16 protein-coding genes are annotated in these 21,574 nt (G+C 53.7%); 13 read left to right on the top strand and 3 right to left on the bottom strand.

The window, feature by feature from the left end; all coding sequences use genetic code 11:
* Positions 1-52 precede the first annotated feature (52 nt).
* From araD to EYB31_RS17250, 9 genes are all read left to right on the top strand, one after another.
* On the top strand, positions 53-772 hold the full coding sequence (gene araD, locus EYB31_RS17210; RefSeq protein WP_131014598.1) for an L-ribulose-5-phosphate 4-epimerase: 720 nt from the start codon (positions 53-55) through the stop codon (positions 770-772).
* Positions 762-2,429: a ribulokinase gene (locus EYB31_RS17215; protein ID WP_131014599.1), complete on the top strand. Its 1,668-nt coding sequence runs from the start codon at positions 762-764 to the stop codon at positions 2,427-2,429. Before araD ends, EYB31_RS17215 begins: the two co-directional genes overlap by 11 nt.
* A 211-nt stretch (positions 2,430-2,640) precedes the next feature.
* The gene (araA, locus tag EYB31_RS17220; RefSeq protein ID WP_131014639.1) at positions 2,641-4,134 is read left to right on the top strand and encodes an L-arabinose isomerase; all 1,494 of its coding nucleotides are present in this window, start codon (positions 2,641-2,643) and stop codon (positions 4,132-4,134) included.
* A 226-nt stretch (positions 4,135-4,360) separates the two neighbouring features.
* Complete coding sequence (locus EYB31_RS17225) at positions 4,361-5,038, top strand: response regulator transcription factor (protein ID WP_131014600.1); 678 nt, start codon at positions 4,361-4,363, stop codon at positions 5,036-5,038.
* Positions 5,035-6,456, top strand: a complete 1,422-nt coding sequence (locus EYB31_RS17230; protein ID WP_131014601.1) for a HAMP domain-containing sensor histidine kinase — start codon at positions 5,035-5,037, stop codon at positions 6,454-6,456. Before EYB31_RS17225 ends, EYB31_RS17230 begins: the two co-directional genes overlap by 4 nt.
* 175 nt (positions 6,457-6,631) lie before the next feature.
* Positions 6,632-9,751 carry an efflux RND transporter permease subunit gene (locus tag EYB31_RS17235; protein ID WP_131014602.1) on the top strand — a complete coding sequence of 1,040 codons (3,120 nt, stop codon included), beginning with the start codon at positions 6,632-6,634 and terminating at the stop codon, positions 9,749-9,751.
* Between the two features lie 78 nt (positions 9,752-9,829).
* Positions 9,830-11,191 (top strand): efflux RND transporter periplasmic adaptor subunit, encoded by a 1,362-nt coding sequence (locus EYB31_RS17240; protein WP_131014603.1) that lies wholly within the window; start codon positions 9,830-9,832, stop codon positions 11,189-11,191.
* A 23-nt stretch (positions 11,192-11,214) separates the two neighbouring features.
* Positions 11,215-12,954, top strand: a complete 1,740-nt coding sequence (locus EYB31_RS17245; protein WP_131014604.1) for a hypothetical protein — start codon at positions 11,215-11,217, stop codon at positions 12,952-12,954.
* A 122-nt stretch (positions 12,955-13,076) separates the two neighbouring features.
* Positions 13,077-13,550, top strand: coding sequence for an SRPBCC family protein (locus tag EYB31_RS17250; protein WP_131014605.1), 474 nt, complete (start codon positions 13,077-13,079; stop codon positions 13,548-13,550).
* 299 nt (positions 13,551-13,849) lie between these two features.
* On the opposite strand, the gene EYB31_RS17255 is transcribed toward EYB31_RS17250, so the two are convergent.
* The gene (locus EYB31_RS17255) at positions 13,850-15,289 is read right to left on the bottom strand and encodes a glycoside hydrolase family 18 protein (RefSeq protein WP_131014606.1); all 1,440 of its coding nucleotides are present in this window, start codon (positions 15,287-15,289) and stop codon (positions 13,850-13,852) included.
* Positions 15,290-15,636: 347 nt separating this feature from the next.
* Here EYB31_RS17255 and EYB31_RS17260 point away from each other — a divergent pair, with 347 nt between their 5' ends.
* Positions 15,637-18,009 (top strand): S-layer homology domain-containing protein, encoded by a 2,373-nt coding sequence (locus EYB31_RS17260; protein ID WP_240762524.1) that lies wholly within the window; start codon positions 15,637-15,639, stop codon positions 18,007-18,009.
* Between the two features lie 121 nt (positions 18,010-18,130).
* Here EYB31_RS17260 and EYB31_RS17265 read toward each other — a convergent pair whose 3' ends face one another.
* Positions 18,131-18,523: a hypothetical protein gene (locus tag EYB31_RS17265; RefSeq protein WP_131014608.1), complete on the bottom strand. Its 393-nt coding sequence runs from the start codon at positions 18,521-18,523 to the stop codon at positions 18,131-18,133.
* 69 nt (positions 18,524-18,592) lie between these two features.
* Positions 18,593-18,754, bottom strand: a complete 162-nt coding sequence (locus tag EYB31_RS40260; RefSeq protein WP_165452458.1) for a hypothetical protein — start codon at positions 18,752-18,754, stop codon at positions 18,593-18,595.
* 123 nt (positions 18,755-18,877) lie between these two features.
* Here EYB31_RS40260 and EYB31_RS17270 point away from each other — a divergent pair, with 123 nt between their 5' ends.
* The 3 genes from EYB31_RS17270 (at position 18,878) to EYB31_RS17280 (ending at position 21,528) form a co-directional block, all read left to right on the top strand.
* A complete protein-coding gene (locus tag EYB31_RS17270; protein WP_131014609.1) occupies positions 18,878-19,546 on the top strand; it encodes a DUF6483 family protein in 669 nt (222 codons plus the stop codon).
* 138 nt (positions 19,547-19,684) lie between these two features.
* Positions 19,685-20,104 (top strand): NUDIX hydrolase, encoded by a 420-nt coding sequence (locus EYB31_RS17275; protein ID WP_131014610.1) that lies wholly within the window; start codon positions 19,685-19,687, stop codon positions 20,102-20,104.
* 167 nt (positions 20,105-20,271) lie between these two features.
* Entirely contained in the window at positions 20,272-21,528 is a 1,257-nt protein-coding gene (locus tag EYB31_RS17280; RefSeq protein WP_131014640.1) for an MFS transporter, read from the top strand.
* Positions 21,529-21,574: the final 46 nt, after the last annotated feature.

The raw sequence follows: 21,574 nt of genomic DNA on the forward strand, positions 1-21,574 counted from the left end.
AATATATAATAAAAAGACGAAATACACGCCAAACGAAAGGTGTTGAGTGGTGTTGTTAGTACAATTGAAGGAGCAGGTGCTGCAAGCCAACCTGGAACTGCCGAAATACGGCCTTGTTACATTTACATGGGGCAACGTCAGCGGGATCGACAGGCAGTCGGGGCTTGTCGTCATTAAGCCAAGCGGCGTCCCGTATGAGGAGCTGCGGCTGGAAGACCTTGTTGTGCTCAATTTGGAAGGCGAAGTTGTGGAAGGAAATTTGAAGCCATCCTCCGACACGCCGACACATATTGCTTTGTACCGGGCATTTCCGCATATCGGCGGAATTGTACATACCCATTCGCCGTGGGCGACCAGCTGGGCGCAAGCGGGGACCGGCATTCCGGCGCTGGGCACAACACATGCCGATTATTTTTACGGCGAAATCCCGTGCACTCGTCCGATGACGTCCGGGGAAATCCGCGGCGCTTACGAGCTGGAAACCGGCAATGTCATTATCGAAACGTTCCGCAGCCAAGGAATCGACCCGCTGCAAATTCCCGGTGTGCTTGTACACAATCACGCTCCGTTTGCTTGGGGGAAAGACGCCCATCAGGCGGTGCATAATGCGGTTGTGTTAGAGGAAGTCGCTAAAATCGCCTTCCATACGCTGCAGCTTAAAGGAGCCTGCCCGCCGATGGAGCAGGAGCTGCTGGACCGGCATTTTTTACGGAAACACGGGGCAAATGCGTATTATGGACAAACAAAGGAGTTGAAACGAGATGGCGCATAAATACGCGATTGGCATCGATTACGGCACCGAATCGGGCCGCGCCGTGCTTGTCGATTTGACGAACGGAGCGGAGCTGGCCGAGCATGTCACCCCTTACCCGCACGGTGTGATCGATGAAGTTTTGCCGGGGTCCGGTATCAAGTTGGGGCATGACTGGGCGCTGCAGCATCCCGGAGATTATCTGGAAGTGCTGCGCAGGTCGGTTCCCGCTGTGCTGGAGGCGTCCGGCGTGTCTTCGCTTGATGTGATCGGGCTGGGTATCGATTTTACCGCTTGTACGATGCTGCCCGTTGATGCCGGAGGCCAGCCGCTTTGCCTCAGCGAAGCGCATAAGGACAACCCGCACAGCTGGGTGAAGTTGTGGAAGCATCATGCGGCGCAGGATGAAGCGAACCGGATCAACGAGCTCGCGGCGCACAGCAGCGAGCCGTTTCTGGCCAGATACGGCGGCAAGTTGTCATCGGAATGGATGTTGGCCAAAACTTGGCAAATTTTGAACGAAGCTCCGGACATTTATGAACAGACCGATTTATTTATGGAAGCGACCGACTGGGTCATTTACCGGATGACCGGAAATTTCGCGCGCAACAGCTGTACGGCGGGATATAAGGCCAACTGGCATAAACAGGACGGGTATCCGGACAAAAGTTTTTTCCGCGCGCTGGACCCGAGGCTGGAGCATATTACGGAAACGAAGCTGCGCGGCAGCGTTGTTCCGCTGGGCACTAAAGCCGGGGGTTTGCGCGAAGATATGGCGGCCATGATGGGGCTTGAGGCCGGTACCGCCGTGGCGGTCGGCAATGTTGACGCCCATGCGGCCGTGGCGGGGGTCGGCGTCGTCACGCCGGGCAAGCTGGTGATGGCGATGGGCACCTCGATCTGCCACATGCTGCTCGGTACGGAGGAGAAACGCGTCGAAGGCATGTGCGGCGTCGTGGAAGACGGCATTATTCCCGGTTATCTGGGGTATGAAGCGGGGCAGTCGGCGGTCGGCGACATTTTTGCCTGGTATGTGGATGAAGCGGTGCCCGCATATGTGAAGGAAGCAGCCGAAAAAGCCGGAATCGGCGTTCATGAATGGCTGGAGCGCCAGGCTTCGCAATATAAGCCGGGCCAGACGGGACTGCTGGCGCTCGATTGGTGGAACGGCAACCGGTCGGTGCTCGTTGACACGGACCTCACGGGATTGCTGGTCGGCTGCACCTTGCTGACGAAGCCGGAAGAAATATACCGCGCCTTGCTGGAAGCGACAGCTTTTGGCACGCGCAAAATCATCGACGCTTTCCATGAAAACGGCGTGGAAGTCAACGAGCTGTACGCGTGCGGCGGACTGCCGCAAAAAAACCGGCTGCTGATGCAAATTTATGCCGATGTGACGAACCGCGAAATCAAAATCGCCGCGTCCAAACAAACTCCTGCGCTGGGGGCAGCGATGTTTGGCGCCGTTGCCGCTGGTGCTGGGGCAGGAGGTTACGACAGCATCGTGGAAGCCGCAGCCAGCATGGCGCGGGTGAAAGAAGAGACGTTTAAGCCGATACCGGAGCATGTTGCGGTGTATGAGAAGTTGTATCGGGAGTACACGCAGCTGCACGACTATTTCGGGCGGGGCGGCAACGATGTGATGAAACGGCTGAAAGCGATCAAAGAGCAAGCGTAACATTGCCACGTGCGCAAGTTCCGAATGAGCGCCGCATGCGATGCGTGGAGTTCGACCGTCGTCAGGCAATGCTGGGACTCGCGGTCGGAGGAGACCCCGCGCAGTATGTTGCAGAGCACGTTTTCTTAAGGAAGCCCGGTTACAGGCCGGAATTTTCAATTGTTGTACTTATTGCCTTACATTCGTTCCTAATCGTGGAGGTTAATTAATGATGTTAACTATTAAGCCTTACCAATTCTGGTTTGTCACCGGAAGCCAGCATTTATACGGTCCGGAAGCGCTGCAGGAGGTGGAAGCGCATTCCCGGGCGATGACGGAAGCGCTGAACAACAGCGGGACGCTGCCATTTGCGATTGAGTGCAAACCTGTGCTGACGACGCCGGATGCCATTCACCGGCTGTGTATGGAAGCGAATGCGGCCGAGCTTTGCGCGGGGATTATATGCTGGATGCATACGTTTTCTCCGGCCAAGATGTGGATCGCCGGACTTGCCGAGCTGCGCAAGCCGCTGCTGCATCTGCATACCCAATACAACCGGGATATCCCGTGGGACAGCATCGACATGGATTTTATGAATTTAAATCAGGCGGCGCACGGCGATCGCGAGTTCGGTTTTATCGGGGCGCGTATGGGCGTGGCCCGCAAGGTGATTGCCGGATACTGGGGAGACCGCGCGGTGCAGGAGTGCATGGCGGGCTGGATGAGCACGGCGGCGGCGCATACGGAGAGCAGGCAGCTGAAGGTGGCCCGTTTTGGCGATAATATGCGTCAAGTTGCGGTAACGGAAGGCGACAAGGTGGAAGCGCAGATCAAGTTCGGCTGGTCGGTCAACGGTTACGGCATCGGCGATTTGGCGGCCCGCATGAACGAGTTTCAGGACAGCGACGTGCATAGGCTGTTCGGCGAATACAGCGAGCTTTACGATATCACGGCGGAAGCGAAAACGTCCGGCCCGCTGCAAGATGCCATCTTGGTGCAGGCACGCATTGAGCTGGCGCTGCAATCGTTTCTGAAGGAAGGCGGGTTTGGCGCTTTTACGACGACATTTGAGGACCTGCACGGCTTAAAGCAGCTGCCGGGACTTGCCGTGCAGCGGCTGATGGCGCAGGGTTACGGCTTCGGCGGGGAAGGCGATTGGAAGACGGCGGCGCTTGTCCGTACAATGAAGCTGATAGCCGCAGGGGAAGGCACTTCATTTATGGAAGATTACACGTACCATATGGAAAACGGAAGCGAACTTATTCTCGGTGCCCATATGTTGGAAATATGCCCGACGATTGCCGCAGACCGTCCGCGGATCGAGGTGCACCCGCTTTCGATCGGCGGCAAGGAAGATCCGGCCCGGCTCATTTTCAACGGTCGCAGCGGCCAGGCTGTGAATGCTTCGCTAGTCAACATGAACGGCCGTTTCCGCTTGATTATCAACGAAGTGGAGGCCGTTGCCCCGCAGCGCGACATGCCCAAGCTGCCGGTTGCGCGGGTGCTGTGGAAACCGCAGCCGTCGCTTGGCGAATCGGCGGAAGCATGGATTTATGCGGGAGGCGCGCATCATACCGTATTTTCTTACGTGGTGACCACAGAACAACTGCTTGATTGGGCGGAGATGGCTGGCATCGAATGTGTGGTCATCGACCGGGAAACGCGGTTAACCCGTTTCCGCAACGAGCTCCGCTGGAATGAGCTGTATTGGAAGCTGCATTCGTAATTGGTTATGTTTAAAGCGGGATAACACGCAAGTCATTAATAACTGTGAAAACGTGCGGGATGATTCACGAATGTCCCGCGTTTTTGCAGTTTTTTTTGCATTGTTCATATTCAGTTCATGCAACGGCATACAGGCGCTTGTATACTTAAGAGTGGAAAGATTGCCGTGTGCGCGCTGCGTGACGAAGCGGCGGAACACAATGAACACCATGGAATGAGGAACGGATATGGCGAAAATACTTGTTGTCGACGACGATCCATTTATTCGGCAGTTGATCAAGCTGGCGCTGCGCGGGGAAAACGTGCAGCTGCTCGATAGCGTGAACGGAGCGGAAGCGCTGCGGCTGCTGGAGCGCGCGAAAGTGGACATGGTCATATTGGACGTCATGATGCCGGAGATGGACGGCTGGGATACATGCAAGGAGCTGCGCAGGCTGTACCCGGAACTGCCTGTGTTAATGGTCACCGCCAAAGGCGAAACGGCGCATAAGGTCAAAGGGTTTCAGCTTGGCATCGACGATTACATCGTCAAACCGTTTGACCCGCTGGAGCTGAATCTCAGGGTGAAGGCGCTGCTCAAGCGGTACAAAGTCAACAGCTCGCAAATATTGCAGGTGGGTAATGTGCAGCTCAATCGGACGAGCTTTGAAGTGCTGCATAACGGCGCACGGCACCAGCTTCCGCTGAAGGAGTTTGAGCTGCTGTTTATGCTTGCTTGTTATCCGAACCAGGTGTTTACAAGATACCAGCTGGTCAGTCAAATATGGGGGCTGGATTACAAAGGGGAAGAACGTACGGTGGATGTGCATATCAAACGCCTGCGGGAGCGCTTTGCGGAGGACACGTGCCGATTTGCCATCGTGACCATCCGTGGGCTCGGCTACAAGCTGGAGCTGGCGCAATGATCCGCTCGTTATATTTACGCGTCGTATTGACGTTTTTGGCGGCGGTTGTGCTTGGGGTCGTCATCGCTTTTTTCGTTTCGGGTTATTTGTTTCGCGATTCCTTCGCTACCCAACTGCAGCGGAACTTGCTTGAATCGGCCAAAGATTTTGCGGCAACCGTTGAGCAAACGCAAGACGTCCGTTCGGCGGATTTGCAGAACCTGCACTGGATCAACAACTATTACCTCACTTTATACGATCCGGCCAAAAACAAGATCACCTACGGCACCCGGCAAAATCAGCCGGACATCGAAAACAGTGTGATCGATCAGGTGCTCGGCGGCCGTATCGTCACGCAAGAAGGCGATCCGCGCGAACAGTTTGTGGGATACCCCTTTTCGCTGAAAGGCGGCTCGTATGCGTTATTTGTACAGGTCGTCGACCGCAGGGAAATGGATAATTTCCGGACGATTGCGCTGACGATTTTAACGATTACTTTGCTGATGGGCAGCGTCTTTGTGATCATTGCGGCCAGGTATTTGGTTAAACCGCTGAAATCGATGACCAAAGCGACCCGGCGCATATCCAAAGGCGATTTTAATATCTCGTTTGGCTCGATGCAGCGTTCGGACGAGGTCGGTGAGCTGGCCCGCAGCTTCAGCCAAATGGCCGGTGAGCTGAAGCAGATGGAACAGATGCGTCAGGATTTCGTCTCCAGCGTGTCTCATGAAATCCAATCGCCGCTGACGTCCATTGCCGGTTTTTCCAAATTGATGAGGGTTCAGGATATGGAGAAGGAAGAACGCGATCAGTGCCTGGAAATCATTCAGAAGGAAGCGGAACGTCTGTCCCGTTTAAGCGACAATTTATTGAAGCTGGCGTCTCTTGATTCCGAGCATCATCCGTTTGTTCCGAAATCGTACCGGCTGGATGAGCAGCTGCGGCGGATTATCGTTTCGATCGAACCGATCTGGTCGGCCAAAGAGCTGAAGCTTCAGCTGACGCTGCCGCCGGCGATGGTCACCGCCGATGAAGACCAGCTGAGCCAGGTATGGATTAATTTGCTGCACAATGCAATTAAATTTACCCCGCTGCACGGCGTGATTCAAGTCAAAGCGGAGCTGCTGACGGACAGCGTGCAGGTCACTGTGCGGGATTCCGGACTCGGTATTGCCGAGAGCGATTTGCCGCATATTTTTGAACGATTTTATAAAACGGACCGTTCCAGAGAACGCGAAGCCGGAGGCAGCGGGCTGGGGCTTGCCATCGTGCACAAAATCGTGGAGCTGCACAGCGGCTCCATCGAAGTGCGCAGCACGATCGGCCAGGGCACGGCATTTCGCGTGGCGCTGCCCGCGCCTGCCGTAAGGAAGCAGCCTCCCGCCGCCGCAGAGCAACCTAAAATTAAAGAAAATACGAGAATTTCCGCTTCATTGTGATCGTTGTCCTATCATATCGGGTTTTCCTTCAGCCAGCCCTTCAGGTGCTGGTTTTTTTGCCGTTGCGGCAGGGCTCCGGGAAATTTTGAAATTATTCATACTAAGTTCATACGGTCATCTTATTCTGGTCATGGGTTGTTCAAAACAACGAAAGGATCCTTAAGGGAGTGGACCAATGAATCATTTAACCCGGTTTTCCATGAAAAATATGGCCGCATTATTTATTATGATGATTTTGCTGTTCGGCAGCGGCATGTATGCGGCTAATAAGCTCAAGGTCGAAAATATGCCTAACGTTTCGTTCCCGGTCGTCGTTGTCAGCACGTCGTATACGGGTTCCCCGCAGGACGTGATGGACCAGATCACCGATCCGTTGGAGAAAAAGCTGGCCAATATCGAAGATTTGGATTCGATGACCTCGTCCTCAAGCGACAACAGCTCCAGAGTGATTCTGCAATTTAAGCAGGGCACCGACACCGACAAAAAAAAGCAGGACATCGAAAGCCTGCTGCAAGAGGTGAGTTTGCCATCGGGAGCGGGAACGCCCAAAGCTTCCACTTTCGGAGCTTCGTCGATGCCTTCGTTATATTTGGTGGCGTCCGCCGAAAACGGCATGAGCCAGACGGAGTTGGACAAGCGTTATGACGACACGATTAAGCCGGCGCTGGAATCGTTGAAGGGCATCGACCATGTGGACTCCATCGGTGTCCGCGATACAAGCCTTGACATCAAGCTGAAAGCGGAGGCTTTGCAGCAATACGGTTTTACCCCGAGCCAGGTAACGGCGGGCATCAAAGCGGCCTTAACGAAGAGCCCGATCGGCAGTGTGGAGATCAGCGGCAACGACAAGATGGCCCGAGTGACCGGCGATCTGCAGAGCGTATACGACCTGGAGCAGCTGGAGCTGACGACGGCCAAAGGCGACATTGTGCAGCTCGGGCAGTTGGCACAGGTGGAGGCGATTACGGAATCGAAATTTAGCGCGCGTCTCACCGGGAAACCGGCGATTTCGATGATCTTGTTTAAGACAAGCAGCGCCAATGCGGTCGATTTTTCCGACGATGTGGAGAAGTTGAAGGTACAGTGGAAAAAAACGCTGCCGGGCGCTTCGTTTATTACGACATACGACAGTGCGGATGAAATCAGGGAATCGATTCAAGGCATGCTGCGCGAAGGCGTCGTCGGGGCGGTTCTGGCTTCGCTGATGATTCTTGTTTTTTTAAGAAACGTGAGGATGACGCTGATCGTGCTGGTTTCGATTCCGCTGTCGATCCTCATTACGCTGCTGCTGATGTGGCAGCTCGGCTTGACGCTTAACACGATGACGTTAGGCGGGATGTTTATCGCCGTCGGGCGGGTCGTGGACGACTCGATTGTCGTTATTGAAAATATTTACACCTCGCTGGAGAAAGCGCATGAAAAAAACGAATCGGTCATTTTGCTGGCGACCAAGCAGGTGGCTATGGCGATTACTTCTTCCACGCTGGCAACGGTAGGGGTGTTTGCCCCGATTGGCATGGTCAGCGGCATGGTAGGCGGATTTTTCCGGCCGTTTGCGATTACGCTGGCCTGTGCGCTGCTGTCGTCGCTGCTTGTCGCGCTCACCGTCATTCCGATGCTGTCGAAGCTGCTTGTGCTGAGAAGCCGCGCCAAATCCGGCAAACCGCACGATCATGAAACTCAGGGGAAATGGATGGGCTTCTATGAATCGGCGCTGCGCTGGTCGCTGAACCACCGGCTGATCTCACTGCTGCTTGCTGCAGCTTTATTCGTCGGGACGCTGATCGCGACGGTTCCCAATTTGGCGCTTTCGTTTCTTCCGAGCGGCAAATCGTCAAGAACGATGTATTTCGTATTAAAGCTGCCGTACGAAACCGGCTTCGAAGCGACTGAGGCCAAAACGAAAGAGCTGGAGCAGCTGCTGATGGCGGAGAAGGACAGCATGGGCCAATCATTGTTCACCTATGTGGAAGGACTGGCGGGTTATAACGGCAATGGCGATAACCGTTATGCGTATGCGGCGCAAATTTATGCGGAAGCCAACGAGCAAGTCGATCCGGATAAAGTCAAGGAACAGGCCAAGCAGTTCATCTTATCCGAGCTGCCCAAAGGTTCCGAGGTGGAGCCTAAAAGCATCGGCGGTGGACCGGGCGTATCAACGACCGACTTCAGCTACCGGCTGATGGGCGACGATCAAACGACGCTGGAGCAGGCGGCGCTGATCATAAAAGCCAAGCTGCAGGAATTTCCCGAGTTGAGCGAAATCGAGGACAGCTTAAGCGATGGAAAAACCGAGGTGCAAATTACCGTCGATCAGAAAAAAGCCCGCGCTTACGGTTTAACGGCCACAGCGGTGAAGGAAACGGCGGGAGTTTGGATTCAAAAGCAAAATTTAGGCGATCTGAAGCTGGACGGACTTACGTATACGACCACGGTTTCGATGGACAAATCGGACAAAGATACGCTTGACAAACTTGGCAACATTCCGTTGTCCGCCGCTTCGGGAACAACCGTCTATTTGAAAGAAGTCGCTTCGGTCAAGCTGGTGGACGGTCCGGTCTCCTTAAGCCGGACCGATCAAAAGCAGCAGGTCAGCGTAACGGCCAAAATCAACGCCGACAATAAAAACGGCGTCAGCGCCCGCGTTGTTGCGGCGCTCCGCGGTCTGGAGCTTCCCGATGGAGTCACAACCGAGGTCAAGGGTGTATCCGCTGACATTAACGAAAGTTTTTCGCAGCTGTTTATGGCGATGGGCGTGGCGATTTTTATGATCTATCTCGTGATGGTGCTGGCGTTTGGCAATGCAGGGGCGCCGTTTGCCATTCTGTTTTCGCTGCCGCTGGCTGCCATCGGCGGTTTGGTCGGCCTGATTGTGACCAAAGAAGCGCTAAACGTCACTTCGATGATCGGTTTTATGATGCTGATCGGCATCGTTGTAACCAACGCGATCGTGCTGATCGACCGCGCCCAGCAGCTGCGCGAAGAAGGCTACGTGGTCCGGGAGGCACTGCTGGAAGCGGGCAAAATCCGGATGCGTCCGATTATCATGACAGCAGGCGCAACCATTATGGCGCTGTTCCCGCTGGCGCTTGGCTTATCAGGCGAAGGGGCGCTGATCGGCAAAGGCCTTGGGGTCGTTGTGATTGGGGGACTGATTACCTCTACGATATTAACGCTTTTTGTCGTACCTGTCGTTTATGAGCTGATTGAAGATTTTAAAGCTTGGGTGTACCGATTGTTCCACCGCAGCGGCGATGACCGCAATGTGAAACCGCACGCTGGGCTGGACGTTTAGCGGGACACTTGATTAACGGCTGAAGAGCCGGAGCGGCGCGTTTTTGGATGAGTGAAGCATGCAAAGGAGGCAAATGGAATGAGTACGTGGAACCACAAAAGAACAAAACGGAGATGGCGTCCGGTCAAAACGCTGGTGCTGCTCGCTGCGGTCGTCGCCCTGGCGGCGGGCTGTTCGCCCTCCGGCGGACCGGGCGGCATGGCGCAAGCCGAACTGAAGGCAAGAGCGGTCAAGACGGAACCGGTCGCGCGCCAGCGGATCGGCGATCCAACCGAACAGGTGGCGGATATATCTGCGGGAACGGCGCTGGATATCGTTTCGAAGGCCGGCGGAGAAATCGTCGAGGTGTTCAAAAAAAGAGGGGATTACGTAGAAAAAGGCGATGTCTTATTCCGGCTGGACAGCCGGGATGCGGAATCGGCGCGGCAAAAAAACGAGCTGTCGCTGCGCAGCTCGCGCGAAGCGCTGCAAAAAGCGAAAGATGACCAAGCGAACAACCGCAAAGATTTGGCCGATGCCGTCACCAAAGCGGAGGTCGCGCTGAAAAACGCGCAGCAGGACTACAACAAGCTGCGCAACGATTACGACGCCGGCCAAGCAAACGACCATCAGCTGGATCAAGCGCAGCAGCAGGTGGATACGGCGCAGATGAATGTGGAGTCGGCCAAAAACAAGCTGGCGGCCAACGATAACAACAACACGATTGCGACCAATGAAACGCAGGTGGGTTCGGCGGAACTGGCCTTGAGCGATTCTGTCCGCACCTTGGACAATTACAGCGTCAAAGCGCCGGCGGGCGGCATTTTGACGGATTTTACTCCCGAAGCGGGACAGACGATCGCAACTGGAGCCAAGCTTGGTCAGGTGCTGCAGATCGATCCGATCAAAATCAAAACCGAGCTGAGCGAATCCAATTACAGGCTGGTGCAAGGCAAAACGGAGCTGGTGTACTACAACCCCGATACGCCCGACGTCAAAAAGACGGCCAAGATCAACTATTTGGCAACGGTCATGAGCGCGCAGACCAAAACGTATTCGCTGGAGCTGGAGGTGGCGAATCCCGAACATCAGATCAGGCCGGGCACTCGTGTGATGGTTCAATTGACTACGGAGACGGAACAGCAGGTTGTGGCGATTCCGACATTAAGTGTCATTCGCGAGGAAGCGGATACGTTTGTGTATGTGTTGCAGGACGGACAATACCGGAAACGCAAAGTCAAGCTGGGCAGAATCAACAAGTCGTATCAAGAGGTGCTGGACGGTCTGAAGGAAGGAGACCAGCTTGTCGTGACAGGGCAGCATCAGCTCCAAGACGGGCAGAAAGCGGAAGCGGCTGTAGGTGCCGCTCCGGCAACGGCGGATAAAGCTGCTTCCGCCCCCGCGGATAACCCGGGTCAGAACGCGGAATCCAAAGCGGGCGCGAAGGCCCCAAGCAAATAAGCAATCGGGAAGGAGAGCTTAAGATGATCAACAAGTGGAATAAAACGCTGCTTGCTGTGCTGATTGGCGCGGCGCTGTTCGTCGAAGGGGGCTTTGGCTTTGGCGTCACTGCTCTGGCCGCCGGCGGCGAGCAACCGCAAACAGCCGATACCGCTGCTGCCGCAGGGCAGGCAAGCTACAGCTTGACTCCGCTCATTCAGGCGGCAGTGCAGAGCGCTTCCGTGGAAGCAGCCCCGTCCGGGAGACGCATCGCGGTTACGGTGCGCATGTACAACAGCGGGACAGAGCGGCTTCGCGTGCCGGATTTTGAGCTGCGGGCGCAGACGGCGGACGGTCTTGAATATAAGCTGGATGCAAGTTCCGGCAACAAAAAAGCGTTGAAACCGCAAGAAATTGCGGAAATGGTGTTTATGAGCGTGGTGGACAGCACATCGCCGCTGGAGCTGGCGGGTTTGTCTTTTGTCCATGTCGACGAATACGTGTACCCGAAACAAGAAACGCAGCTAGTGAGTCTGCCGCTTGGTTCCGATGTGTGGTATGGAGGCGCCGGCAGTACGGATCGGCTGCCAACACGGGTTTGGGGGCAGACGTTTGCCATACCCGGACTGAATTCCCGGCTGGTGTACACGCCTGCGGGATTTTCAAGGCAAACTACCGAAAAGGGACCGGCCGTCGTTGTTACCGTCCTGGCGGAAAACAAAGGAACGGGACGCGAAGCGGTCCCGGATTTCCGGATCGACGCGGCGTCGGATCAGAAGAAGTATGCGGGCGTCCGCACCGAGCAGGGCAATGTGCAGCTTGAAGCCGGGGAGAAGGCGTATATTCATTATGCAGTTCAGTTGGAGGCTAACGCGCAGGTAGATCGGCTGATCGTGATGACGACGGAAACGTTTGCCGCAGACGGCCAAACGACGGCGATCGATACCGGCAAAATCGTCATCGCCGTGCCGGATGGGGGATTGGCTGAACCAACGCTGGATACCGGTTATTCCATCGGTACGCCGATCCGTATCGATCCGTTGTCCAAGGCGATCGACCACACCGAAATATCGCTGGTGGAGCTGCATATCCAGCAAAATCCGGGCGACAGCTACAAGACGGGTTTCGCCAAATTCCGTTTGACCAATACAAGTGATAAGTCGGTTCCGACTCCGTCATTTGAAGCAGAGCTTGTCTCCGCAGGCGGAGCGGCTTATTCCGGGATGCGGCAAACCAGCGTGCCGGATACATTAAACCCGGGGCTGGGGAGCGTCATTAGCTATGCTTACCATATTCCGCTGTCGGAATCAAGCGGCGGGTTTGTGCTCAAGCTGCTGGACGGCAAGACGGCCTCGCCGTACAACCTGACGATCGCCGCGCTGCAAGTCCCTGTGCAGCAGGAAGTGGATAACGGCACGACGCTGCATCTGTACCCGTTTGATATGACGCTGGAGGACTGGTCGGTAGGCACCAATTATGTGGCCACCAATACGACCTATTCGTATAAAATGAAAGTGACGCTGGATTTGAAGCAAGCCGACAACGTGGTGGTCGACAGCAATTTCTCCAAGCTGCATTTCGAAGTTGTCGATAAGCTGGGGCGGGTATTGGGCACGGGCGACAGCGCTTTTACCGGCACTCAGAAGCTGGTAAGCGGTTCGCAGACGCTGGCTACCAGCAACATTCAAAGCGAGCAGATCGAGTTTCCGGTCATTTTAAATTTATATGAACAATTCGATACGGCAAGCGGTGCGGCCAAACGTTTCTTAAAGACGCTGCAATAGCTGCAACAGCCAAAAACGTCCAAACGTCCATCCGCCATCCGTATTTCGCAATCCGCAAGAAACGATCATCGACGGTTGTGATACAATAGAAGAAAAAACAACCGTACAAGGAGACCCTGCCGATGATTACTTTGAGTCAACCGCCTGTAGTGAAAGCGGACATGCTGATCCGCAAACCGGCTGCAGAAGTGTTTGAAGCTTTTGTCAACCCTGAAGTGACAACGAAGTTCTGGTTTACCAACAGCAGCGGCAGACTCGAAGCGGGAAAACGCGTCCGCTGGGCATGGGAAATGTATGGCGTCGGTACCGACGTCGAGGTCAAAGAGATCGCGGAAAATGAGCGGATCGTGATCGAATGGTCAACGCCGGTCAATACGGTGGAGTGGACGTTTACGCCGCGCGGCGAGCATGAAACAATGGTCAGCATCACCAACTTGGGGTTCGCGGGAAGCGGCGACGAAATCGTAGATGCGGCCTTGGACTCTACGGGAGGGTTTACGATGGTGCTGTGCGCGGCAAAAGCTTATCTTGAGCACAATATCATGCTGAACGTCGTGGCGGATAAAGCGCCGGATGCTCATGTGAACAGCCAGTAACCGCGATTGCGCCCCAGGCGCAGTCGTAAGCGACTGGATGCCACTTAAGTTACGGCCCCCAAAACGGCAGCTCCCCTACAAGGTGCTTGCCGTTTCTGCATTGCAACTCAAAAGTAAGCCGCTAAAGCGCACAAAAGAACCCGGTCATTCAGGGGCCGCAGAAAAAGCAGCGGAGTGAGCGAAATCATGCTGGAGAAACGCCGGCGATCGCAAGCATGATTTGCTCATGCAGCATTCACCTTTTCAGCGGCCTCCCATTCAGCCGGGTTGCGGTTTTTTCTCCATAGTGCGGCTGTTTCTCAGCTGCCACCGGATGCCGATGCCGTGGAATATTTCCGCACATTAAAATTTGCCTCCAGCAAATACCAGTTTTGCGGAAACGGATAACCGAGCACCCAGTAACTGAGGCCGCGCAAATCATACTCTTTGACCAGATCAAACTTCGCTTGAGCGCTTCTGGCATCCTCGAACCAGACCTCATGTCTCCGTCCCTGATTGTCGGTGTACCGGAAAAATGGCGACGCCGCCGTTTCGTTGTATTGAATTTGCACCTGATGCTCCACGGCCCGGCGAATCGCCTCTTGCATATCAAACGTTTCGGCTTCCTGACCTTGCACGTGTGGCAGCAGCCAATCGCGCGCATATACCTGAAAGCCCATTAAAATCTTATCGCGGGGAATGACCGTCACGGCGTAATCAAGCACTTTTCTGATCTGATCGATCGGGGATATCGCTTGCGGCGGCCCTTTGCGGTAACCCCATTCATAAGTCATCAGTACGACAAAATCAAGAATTCGGCCGTGTGCCTCATAATCGTGAGCTTCGTACAGCAGACCGGTTTGCTCCGAGCTTGTTTTTGGAGCCAGATCGGAAGAAACGAAATATCCTTCCGGATGCAAGCGGTCGACGGCGCGCTGCAGAAATTCGTTGTAATGGACGCGATCTTCCGGCGAGACATTTTCAAAGTCGATATTCAGGCCCCTGTACCCTTTTTCTTTCATGATGCCAAGGATGTTCGAAAGCAGCTTTTCCTGAAGTTCCACACTGGACAAAATCGTATGCGCCAGCCCGGTCCCGGCTTCGGTTGCCGAGAAATTCGTAATCGCCATCATCGGCAGCACATTGCTGGCCAAAGCTACGCGAATGAGCGCGCTGTCGTCGACACCTTCCAACGTGCCGTCCGCTTTCATCCGGTAGGCGAACGGGCTGACATACGTTAAGTGGGATGCGACATCACGTACGTCTTGCGCGCCTTTTTGCCCGAATTCCGTCGTAAACGCGTTTACGTCGATCGTGCGTTTTGGCTGTTCGGGCATGCGCAGCATTTGTCCGGGATAAATGGCGCTGGCGTTCATTATGCCGTTGGCCTGCATAATAGCCTGCGCCGTTGTGCCATACCGCTCGGCAAGACTCCACAGCGTATCTCCGCTGCGGACGGTGTGGACGACTACCGGAATCGTAAGCTGCTGTCCCGGATAAACGGCTCCGGGATTCGTAAGCCGATTGGCCTGCATGATGGCCAGCGCGGTCGTGCCGAAATTGGCGGCAATCGTGAAAATATTGTCTCCGGGCTGAACGGTGTATGTATAGTAGGATGTCGGAATAATGACGGCTTGACCGATGAGAAGCTGGTTCGGGTTCTCCAAACCGTTAGCGGCTACAATCTGCTGGGTGCTGACGCCGTATTGCTGCGAGAGCTGCCACAACGTATCTCCGCCCTGCACTACATGAATCTGCACAGCCACAACCCCGCTTTCTTCGTAAAGTGTATATCTAACTTTATTCCGCCGATGTTGCGAAAATGCGCTTGGAGTCAAATTCGCTGCGGACCCCGCTGAATTTCTCTCCACTCGCTGCCGGCCGGTCCGGAGCAGAAAATTACCGATTTCGGGGTCGCCCATGCAGCGTTCACTTTTACAGTGGCCTCGGATGGGGCGTACCGCTTTTTTTAGAAGCTGAACGGTCCGCAGAGCTGCATTCCGCGAAAAAAAATTTTTTCAATCGCAACTTTTTCCAAAACCGTCACGTCAAGTAGTTAGATTCGATGATCATATCGATGACAATAAGGAGGAAGATTCGTTTGAAGATGCTAAAAAAGGCGGGTACAGTAGCCCTTGCTTCAGCCATTTTATTAACCGGCGCCCCTCAGGTATGGGCAGATGAAGTCGCAGCGACCAGCGCGAGCGCTTCCGTTAGCGCCTCCGTATTACCCGGCAAAGGCAGCGAAAATGTCGCGGATGCGAAAATTTCCAAGGACCAGGCGCTTGAGCTGGCAAAAAAATACGTATATATCCCCGAAGGGTATGTGCTGAATTCGATCAATTTGAACTCATACGGTTATCCATACGGCCAAAGTTCGTTAAGCTGGAGTTTGAACTTTAGCAAAAAAGTGAAAGAGCAATTTTACGGCAACATCAGTATGACCATTAACGCCAATAACGGCAGATTGACCAGTTATTATATCAATGAAAACGATCCTGAATTTAAGCCGACCTATCCGCCAAAAACGGATTTTAAAGGGGCAAAACAGATTGCGGCGGCTTGGCTTGACAAGATGAACCCGCAGGAACAAAACCAGCTGCAATATAACGACCGCAACGAGAAATCGTTCCGTACACCGCTTGACGGCAATTATCAATACAGCATCCGGTATGACCGCACTGTAGACGGCGTGTTGTATCCGCAAAACGGCGTCAGCATTAACGTCAACGGAGCCGGTCAAATTATTTCCTACAATTATAATTGGGACGATTCCGCGACATTTGAGAAAAATGTCAAGCCGATGACGTTGGAGCAGGCTGCTCAAGCATTCCGCGATAAAGTGAAGGTGTCGCTAAACTATGAAATTCCGTACCAAGCGAAAGGCGACAAAAAGCCGATCGTATCGTACAGAATGGACTCGTTTATGCTGGATGCCGCAACCGGCGAACCGTGGAATCCCGGCGGCGTTCCCGCACAAGGATCGGACAATACGCAGCCGTTGACCGACAAGCCGCTTGCGGCTAAACCTGAGGCAACGCTCAATTTGACTAAAGAAGAAGCGATCGCGAAAGTAACTTCCACATTCAAGCTGCCGGACAATGCGAAGCTGCAGGATGCGTCCTACAATGAATACACGAATCCGGATACCGGCGAGACGTCTTCCAGCTGGAATTTGAGCTGGGTGAAAACTGCGGGCGGCAGCGCGGCCGATTTAAAAATGCCTTCTTATAACGCATGGGCGACGGTGGACAGCAAAACCGGAGAAGTGAAAAATTTCTACATGAACCCTCCGTACATGCCGCAATCGGAAATGAAAGACGTTGAAGCTAAGGTGTCGCAGGATGAAGCGAAAGCCCAAGCGGTTGAGCTGATCAAAAATCTGCTGCCTGCTTATACGGATCAGCTTGTGCTGGACGTAACCGCTGAAAAAGATATTCAGCCCGCACAGTTGAAAAAAATGAAGAACTGGGATATTAGCTTCAATCGGGTGATCGACGGCGTCAATGCCAGCTCGGAGTCGGTTCATGTCAGCATCGACCGGGAGACCGGTGAAATTGCTAACTACTCCAATTCGATCAGCACGTTCAAGTATCCGCAGCAAAAACCGCAGATTATTTCGCTGGACAAAGCGAAGGAACTGCTGTTCTCGCAGTACGATATTCAATTGAATTATGAGCAGGATATGTCGAATAACCCGATGTATTCGGAAAAATACAAGCTGATGGTCGCAGCCGGAGAAATTCGTCCTGGAGAAGAGCCTAACGCAAGCGAAGAAAAGAAACCGGCCAAGCTGATCTATTCGTTAGTTAATAAAAATGTTCTGCAGCCGGCTGTGCTTGATGCGGAAACCGGAACTTGGAAAAACGCCTCCACCGGCGAAACCGTCATTTTGGAACAAGTGAAAGCCGACGATATCGAAGGCCACTGGGCGCAAACCGAGCTGCAGCTGATGTTGGATTATCAGGCGCTTGACGTGAAGGATGGAAAGGTAAATCCGAACGAGTCGATCACACGCGGCGAGATGATCAAAATGCTCGTCATTGCGATGAACGGCGGCAACGTTGGCATTCAGTACGGCGCAGAGCGGGCAGGTTCGTTTGCTGATGTGAGCTCGTCGTCCAAGTATTTTGCTTATGTGGAAAATGCGGTTGATCGCGGCTTGTTATCGCCGGGTTCCGATTTCAGACCCGAAGCCAAAATGAACCGCGAGGAAATGGCGGAGCTGATCGTCAAAGCGTTGGGGCTGAAAGGGCTGACGAAATACGACAGTGTGTTCAACGGCAATATTGCCGATAAAGCGAAGCTGAAAAATCTCGGAGAAGCGGCGATTGTCGTTGGTCTCGACATTATGTCGCTGACAAACGGCAGCTTTAATCCCGAGCAGGAAGTAACCAAAGCGCAAGCGGCTACGGCGTTTTTCCGTTACTTGCAAAAACGCGCGGAGATTCAGGACCGTCAATACCGTCCGTATTATTAAACGTCACATAATAAATTAAGCTGGAATAACCGTCCGGGTATGAATCCCCAATTGATAGATACAACGATCAATGGGGATTCAGCCCGGACGGTTTTTTTATCAAGTGCTACTTGGTAACGAATTACGGATTTTCTGCGTTGGTGAAATCTCTGAACATTTCTCCGGCGTACAGATCTGTAACGTTCATGCCTTCATAATAAGGCGCATAATAGTGAATCATCAGCCACGGAGCCATATGCATGCTGGACAAGCGGATTTCCACTTCAAAGCTTGTCACATTCGGAAAAGCAATTGCCGTAAACAGTTCGGACAACTCATCCGTTTTGTTCCCAGTAATTGTAACTACGCCCGTATCAAACATCGACTGCTTTACAGCGAGCGCTGCAGACGTATTCCAGACGATAACGCGGTAAGTTTGGTTGGTGGTTGTACGGTTTTCTATATTTACCGAAACCCGAAAATTCGTTTCTACATTGTGAGAAACAGGACCTGAAGAATAAACATATACCGACATGTAATTCCCTCCTTTCCTGACTTGTACTTTATTAAATGCGCTGAGTGGACGGGGTGACAGGGACGAGTGTCAGGCGGCAAACATGGAAATCGGGATCATTTCCAAGCCGGCAATGGGGTCTGACATTCGCCGCCTCGGAGCGCAGATGAGCTGAAACGGCGGATTGCCCGGATGACCGGGGGAGTCGGCGTCCGGACCTGATGCCGAATCATATGCTTCGAACGCTTTCATCTCCGCAAATAGCGGATTTGAAGGCGTTTTTGCATTTACGGGGCTTGATGTGTAAAGCAGTGCCGACTGCAGGTAAATCATGTATAATGAGTGCAAAGGACAATAGCCAACAGGAGACTAGCCATGTACCAACGGGACTATATTCTTCGCATGATCGAGCAAATTACGTATGTTGTGGCAACAAAGGTGTTTCAGCTGAAACAGATGAAAAAATACGAAGATGCGCTGGCGGCCATGGGAGAGCTGTTTACCAGACTGTCGCTGCCGAGCAGCAATGCCATCCGCAATATGTCCGCCCGGCAAATCGCCGATATGATGAGTGTCAGCGGCATTTTGCCCGTAGAAAAAGTCAAAGCGGCGGCGGAGCTGATCGAAGAAGAGGGATCAATCCGCGAGCTGATGGAAGAGCCGGAAACCGCTGCAGCGGCATATGCCAAGGCGCTGCAGCTACATCTGTTGGCATATGCCGAAGACGATGAGGACAAAGGGGCGGAGCGGATCGACAGATTGCTGGATAAGCTGACCTACCGCAACTTGCCTTATGAAAGCGGGTTGCCGATAGTCCGTTATTACGAACGGACGGGACAATTCAGCCGGGCGGAGGATGTATTGTTTTTGACATGGAATGAGTATCCTTCAGAGGAGCTTTTGGCGGGAGGGCTTAACATGTACGAAAGACTGCTGCTCAAACCGGATTCGGAGCTTGAGGCAGGGGGACTGCCGAGAGGCGAAGTGCTGGATGGACGGACCCAACTGCAGCAGTTGGCGAATGAGTGGGATCAAGCAAAGTAGGCTGGTATTGTTTAATGGTGATGGCATACATAAGCAGAAGGGATGGCGGCGTCGGTGTCAGAGATCGCTTCGTTGCGATCAGGCTAACTGGGCGAAAGCGTCAGGGATACCGGACGATTCGCGGAATGGGGATAACATATGAAAAGAGTCGATGTGACGTATTCTTTAATTTACGATGAGCAGCAGCAGCGCATTCTGATGGTGTACAACAAAGATTCGGGGTTCTGGTCTTTGCCTGGCGGAGCTGTCGAGCAAGGCGAAACGCTGGAGCAGGCCGCCGTCCGCGAAGCGTATGAAGAGACGGGGCTGACGGTACGGCTTGAGCATGTGGTTGCGGTAAGGGAAGCATTTTTGAACAATGGTCAAGATCATGTGTTATTTATCGTGTTTCGCGCGCAGATTACCGGGGGCACGGTTCACATTCAATATCCGGATGAAATTTCCGAGGTCACATGGAAACCTGTCGATGAGGCGATGCAGTTGATGACTTATTACGGCGAAGATTTATTGGCGATGTTGAAAGCAGCGTGTCCTTACAGATTTGAAAGCGCGAGATAACTCGCGTGAGCCGCATTTTATCTTTTAATTGCCGCATATATTGCGGCGTTATTTTTTTAGGATCAGGTACGTGCGGTCATACCGTTTGACTTGGATGTATAGTAAATTTTCGGTGTGGAAACACTTTCCATGAGAGCATACTATGATTCGGAAAAGGAACCTTTATGATGAGTGATGCAGCTGAAATAAGCAAACCGAAACGGCGGAAACTGCTGTTAAGCGCCGGTATAAGCTGGATGTTTGATGCGATGGATGTAGGGATGATTTCCTTTATTGCCGCGGCGCTGGCCGTGGAGTGGAGTTTGGGCGCGCAGCAGATCGGGCTGCTGACGGCGATCAATTCGGTCGGCATGGCCGTTGGCGCCGCTGCGGCCGGTTCGCTTGCCGACCGTTACGGGCGGAGGTCCGTGCTGCTGTGGACGCTGCTTATATTTTCGATCGCAAGCGGCTTATCGGCGCTGGCAGCGACCTTTTTTGTCTTATGCGTGCTGCGCTTCATTGCAGGCTTCGGGCTTGGCGGCGAACTTCCGGTTGCGTCCACGCTGGTATCCGAATCGGTTCCGGTGCAGGAACGGGGGAGGACCGTTGTCCTGCTGGAAAGCTTTTGGGCCGGCGGCTGGATTTTATCGGCGTTAATCTCGTTTTTTATCATTCCGCATTACGGCTGGAGAACGGCTTTTGTGATCGGGGCGGCGCCGGCGCTTTTTGCCTTATGGCTCAGACGAACGATTCAGGACTCGCCGCGGTTTACGAAGCAGGCTGAGTTCAAGATGACCTTCGGGCAGCGGGTCGCTTCGGTATGGTCCCCCGAATACCGCAGGTCTACAGTGACGTTGTGGATTTTATGGTTTACCGTCGTGTTTTCTTATTACGGCATGTTTTTGTGGCTCCCGTCGGTTATGGTGCTGAAGGGCTTCAGCCTTGTGAAAAGTTTCCAATACGTGCTGATCATGACACTGGCTCAGCTTCCCGGTTATTTCACCGCCGCTTATTTTATCGAAAAATTCGGCCGGAAGTTCGTCCTTATTGTCTATTTGCTGCTCACCGCCGTCAGTGCGATCTGGTTTGGCAATGCCGGGGGAGAAGCTTCGCTGATTGCTGCGGGCATTTGCCTTTCCTTTTTTAATCTGGGAGCGTGGGGAGGCATGTACGCGTATACGCCGGAGCTGTACCCGACTGCGATCCGCTCCACGGGCGTTGGCTTGGCCGCCTCTTTTGGGAGGGTTGGCGGCGTAATCGGTCCGTATCTCGTAGGTTATCTGGTTGCGCAAAAGATAGCGATCAGCGGGATTTTCGTCATTTTTTTCGTGGCGATTGTGATTGGAGCGCTGGCCGTAATGTTTCTCGGCAAGGAAACCAAAGGTGTCGATCCGGATCGCGAAGCGGAGCGGAAGTTGTCCGTTCGTGGCGGCGAGCTGGCGTAATGTTAGTGGTTGGCCGGATGTAAAAAAAGCCTGGATCTGCAGGGTT

The organism is Paenibacillus thalictri, from assembly GCF_004307995.1.
Classification (GTDB): domain Bacteria; phylum Bacillota; class Bacilli; order Paenibacillales; family NBRC-103111; genus Paenibacillus_AF; species Paenibacillus_AF thalictri.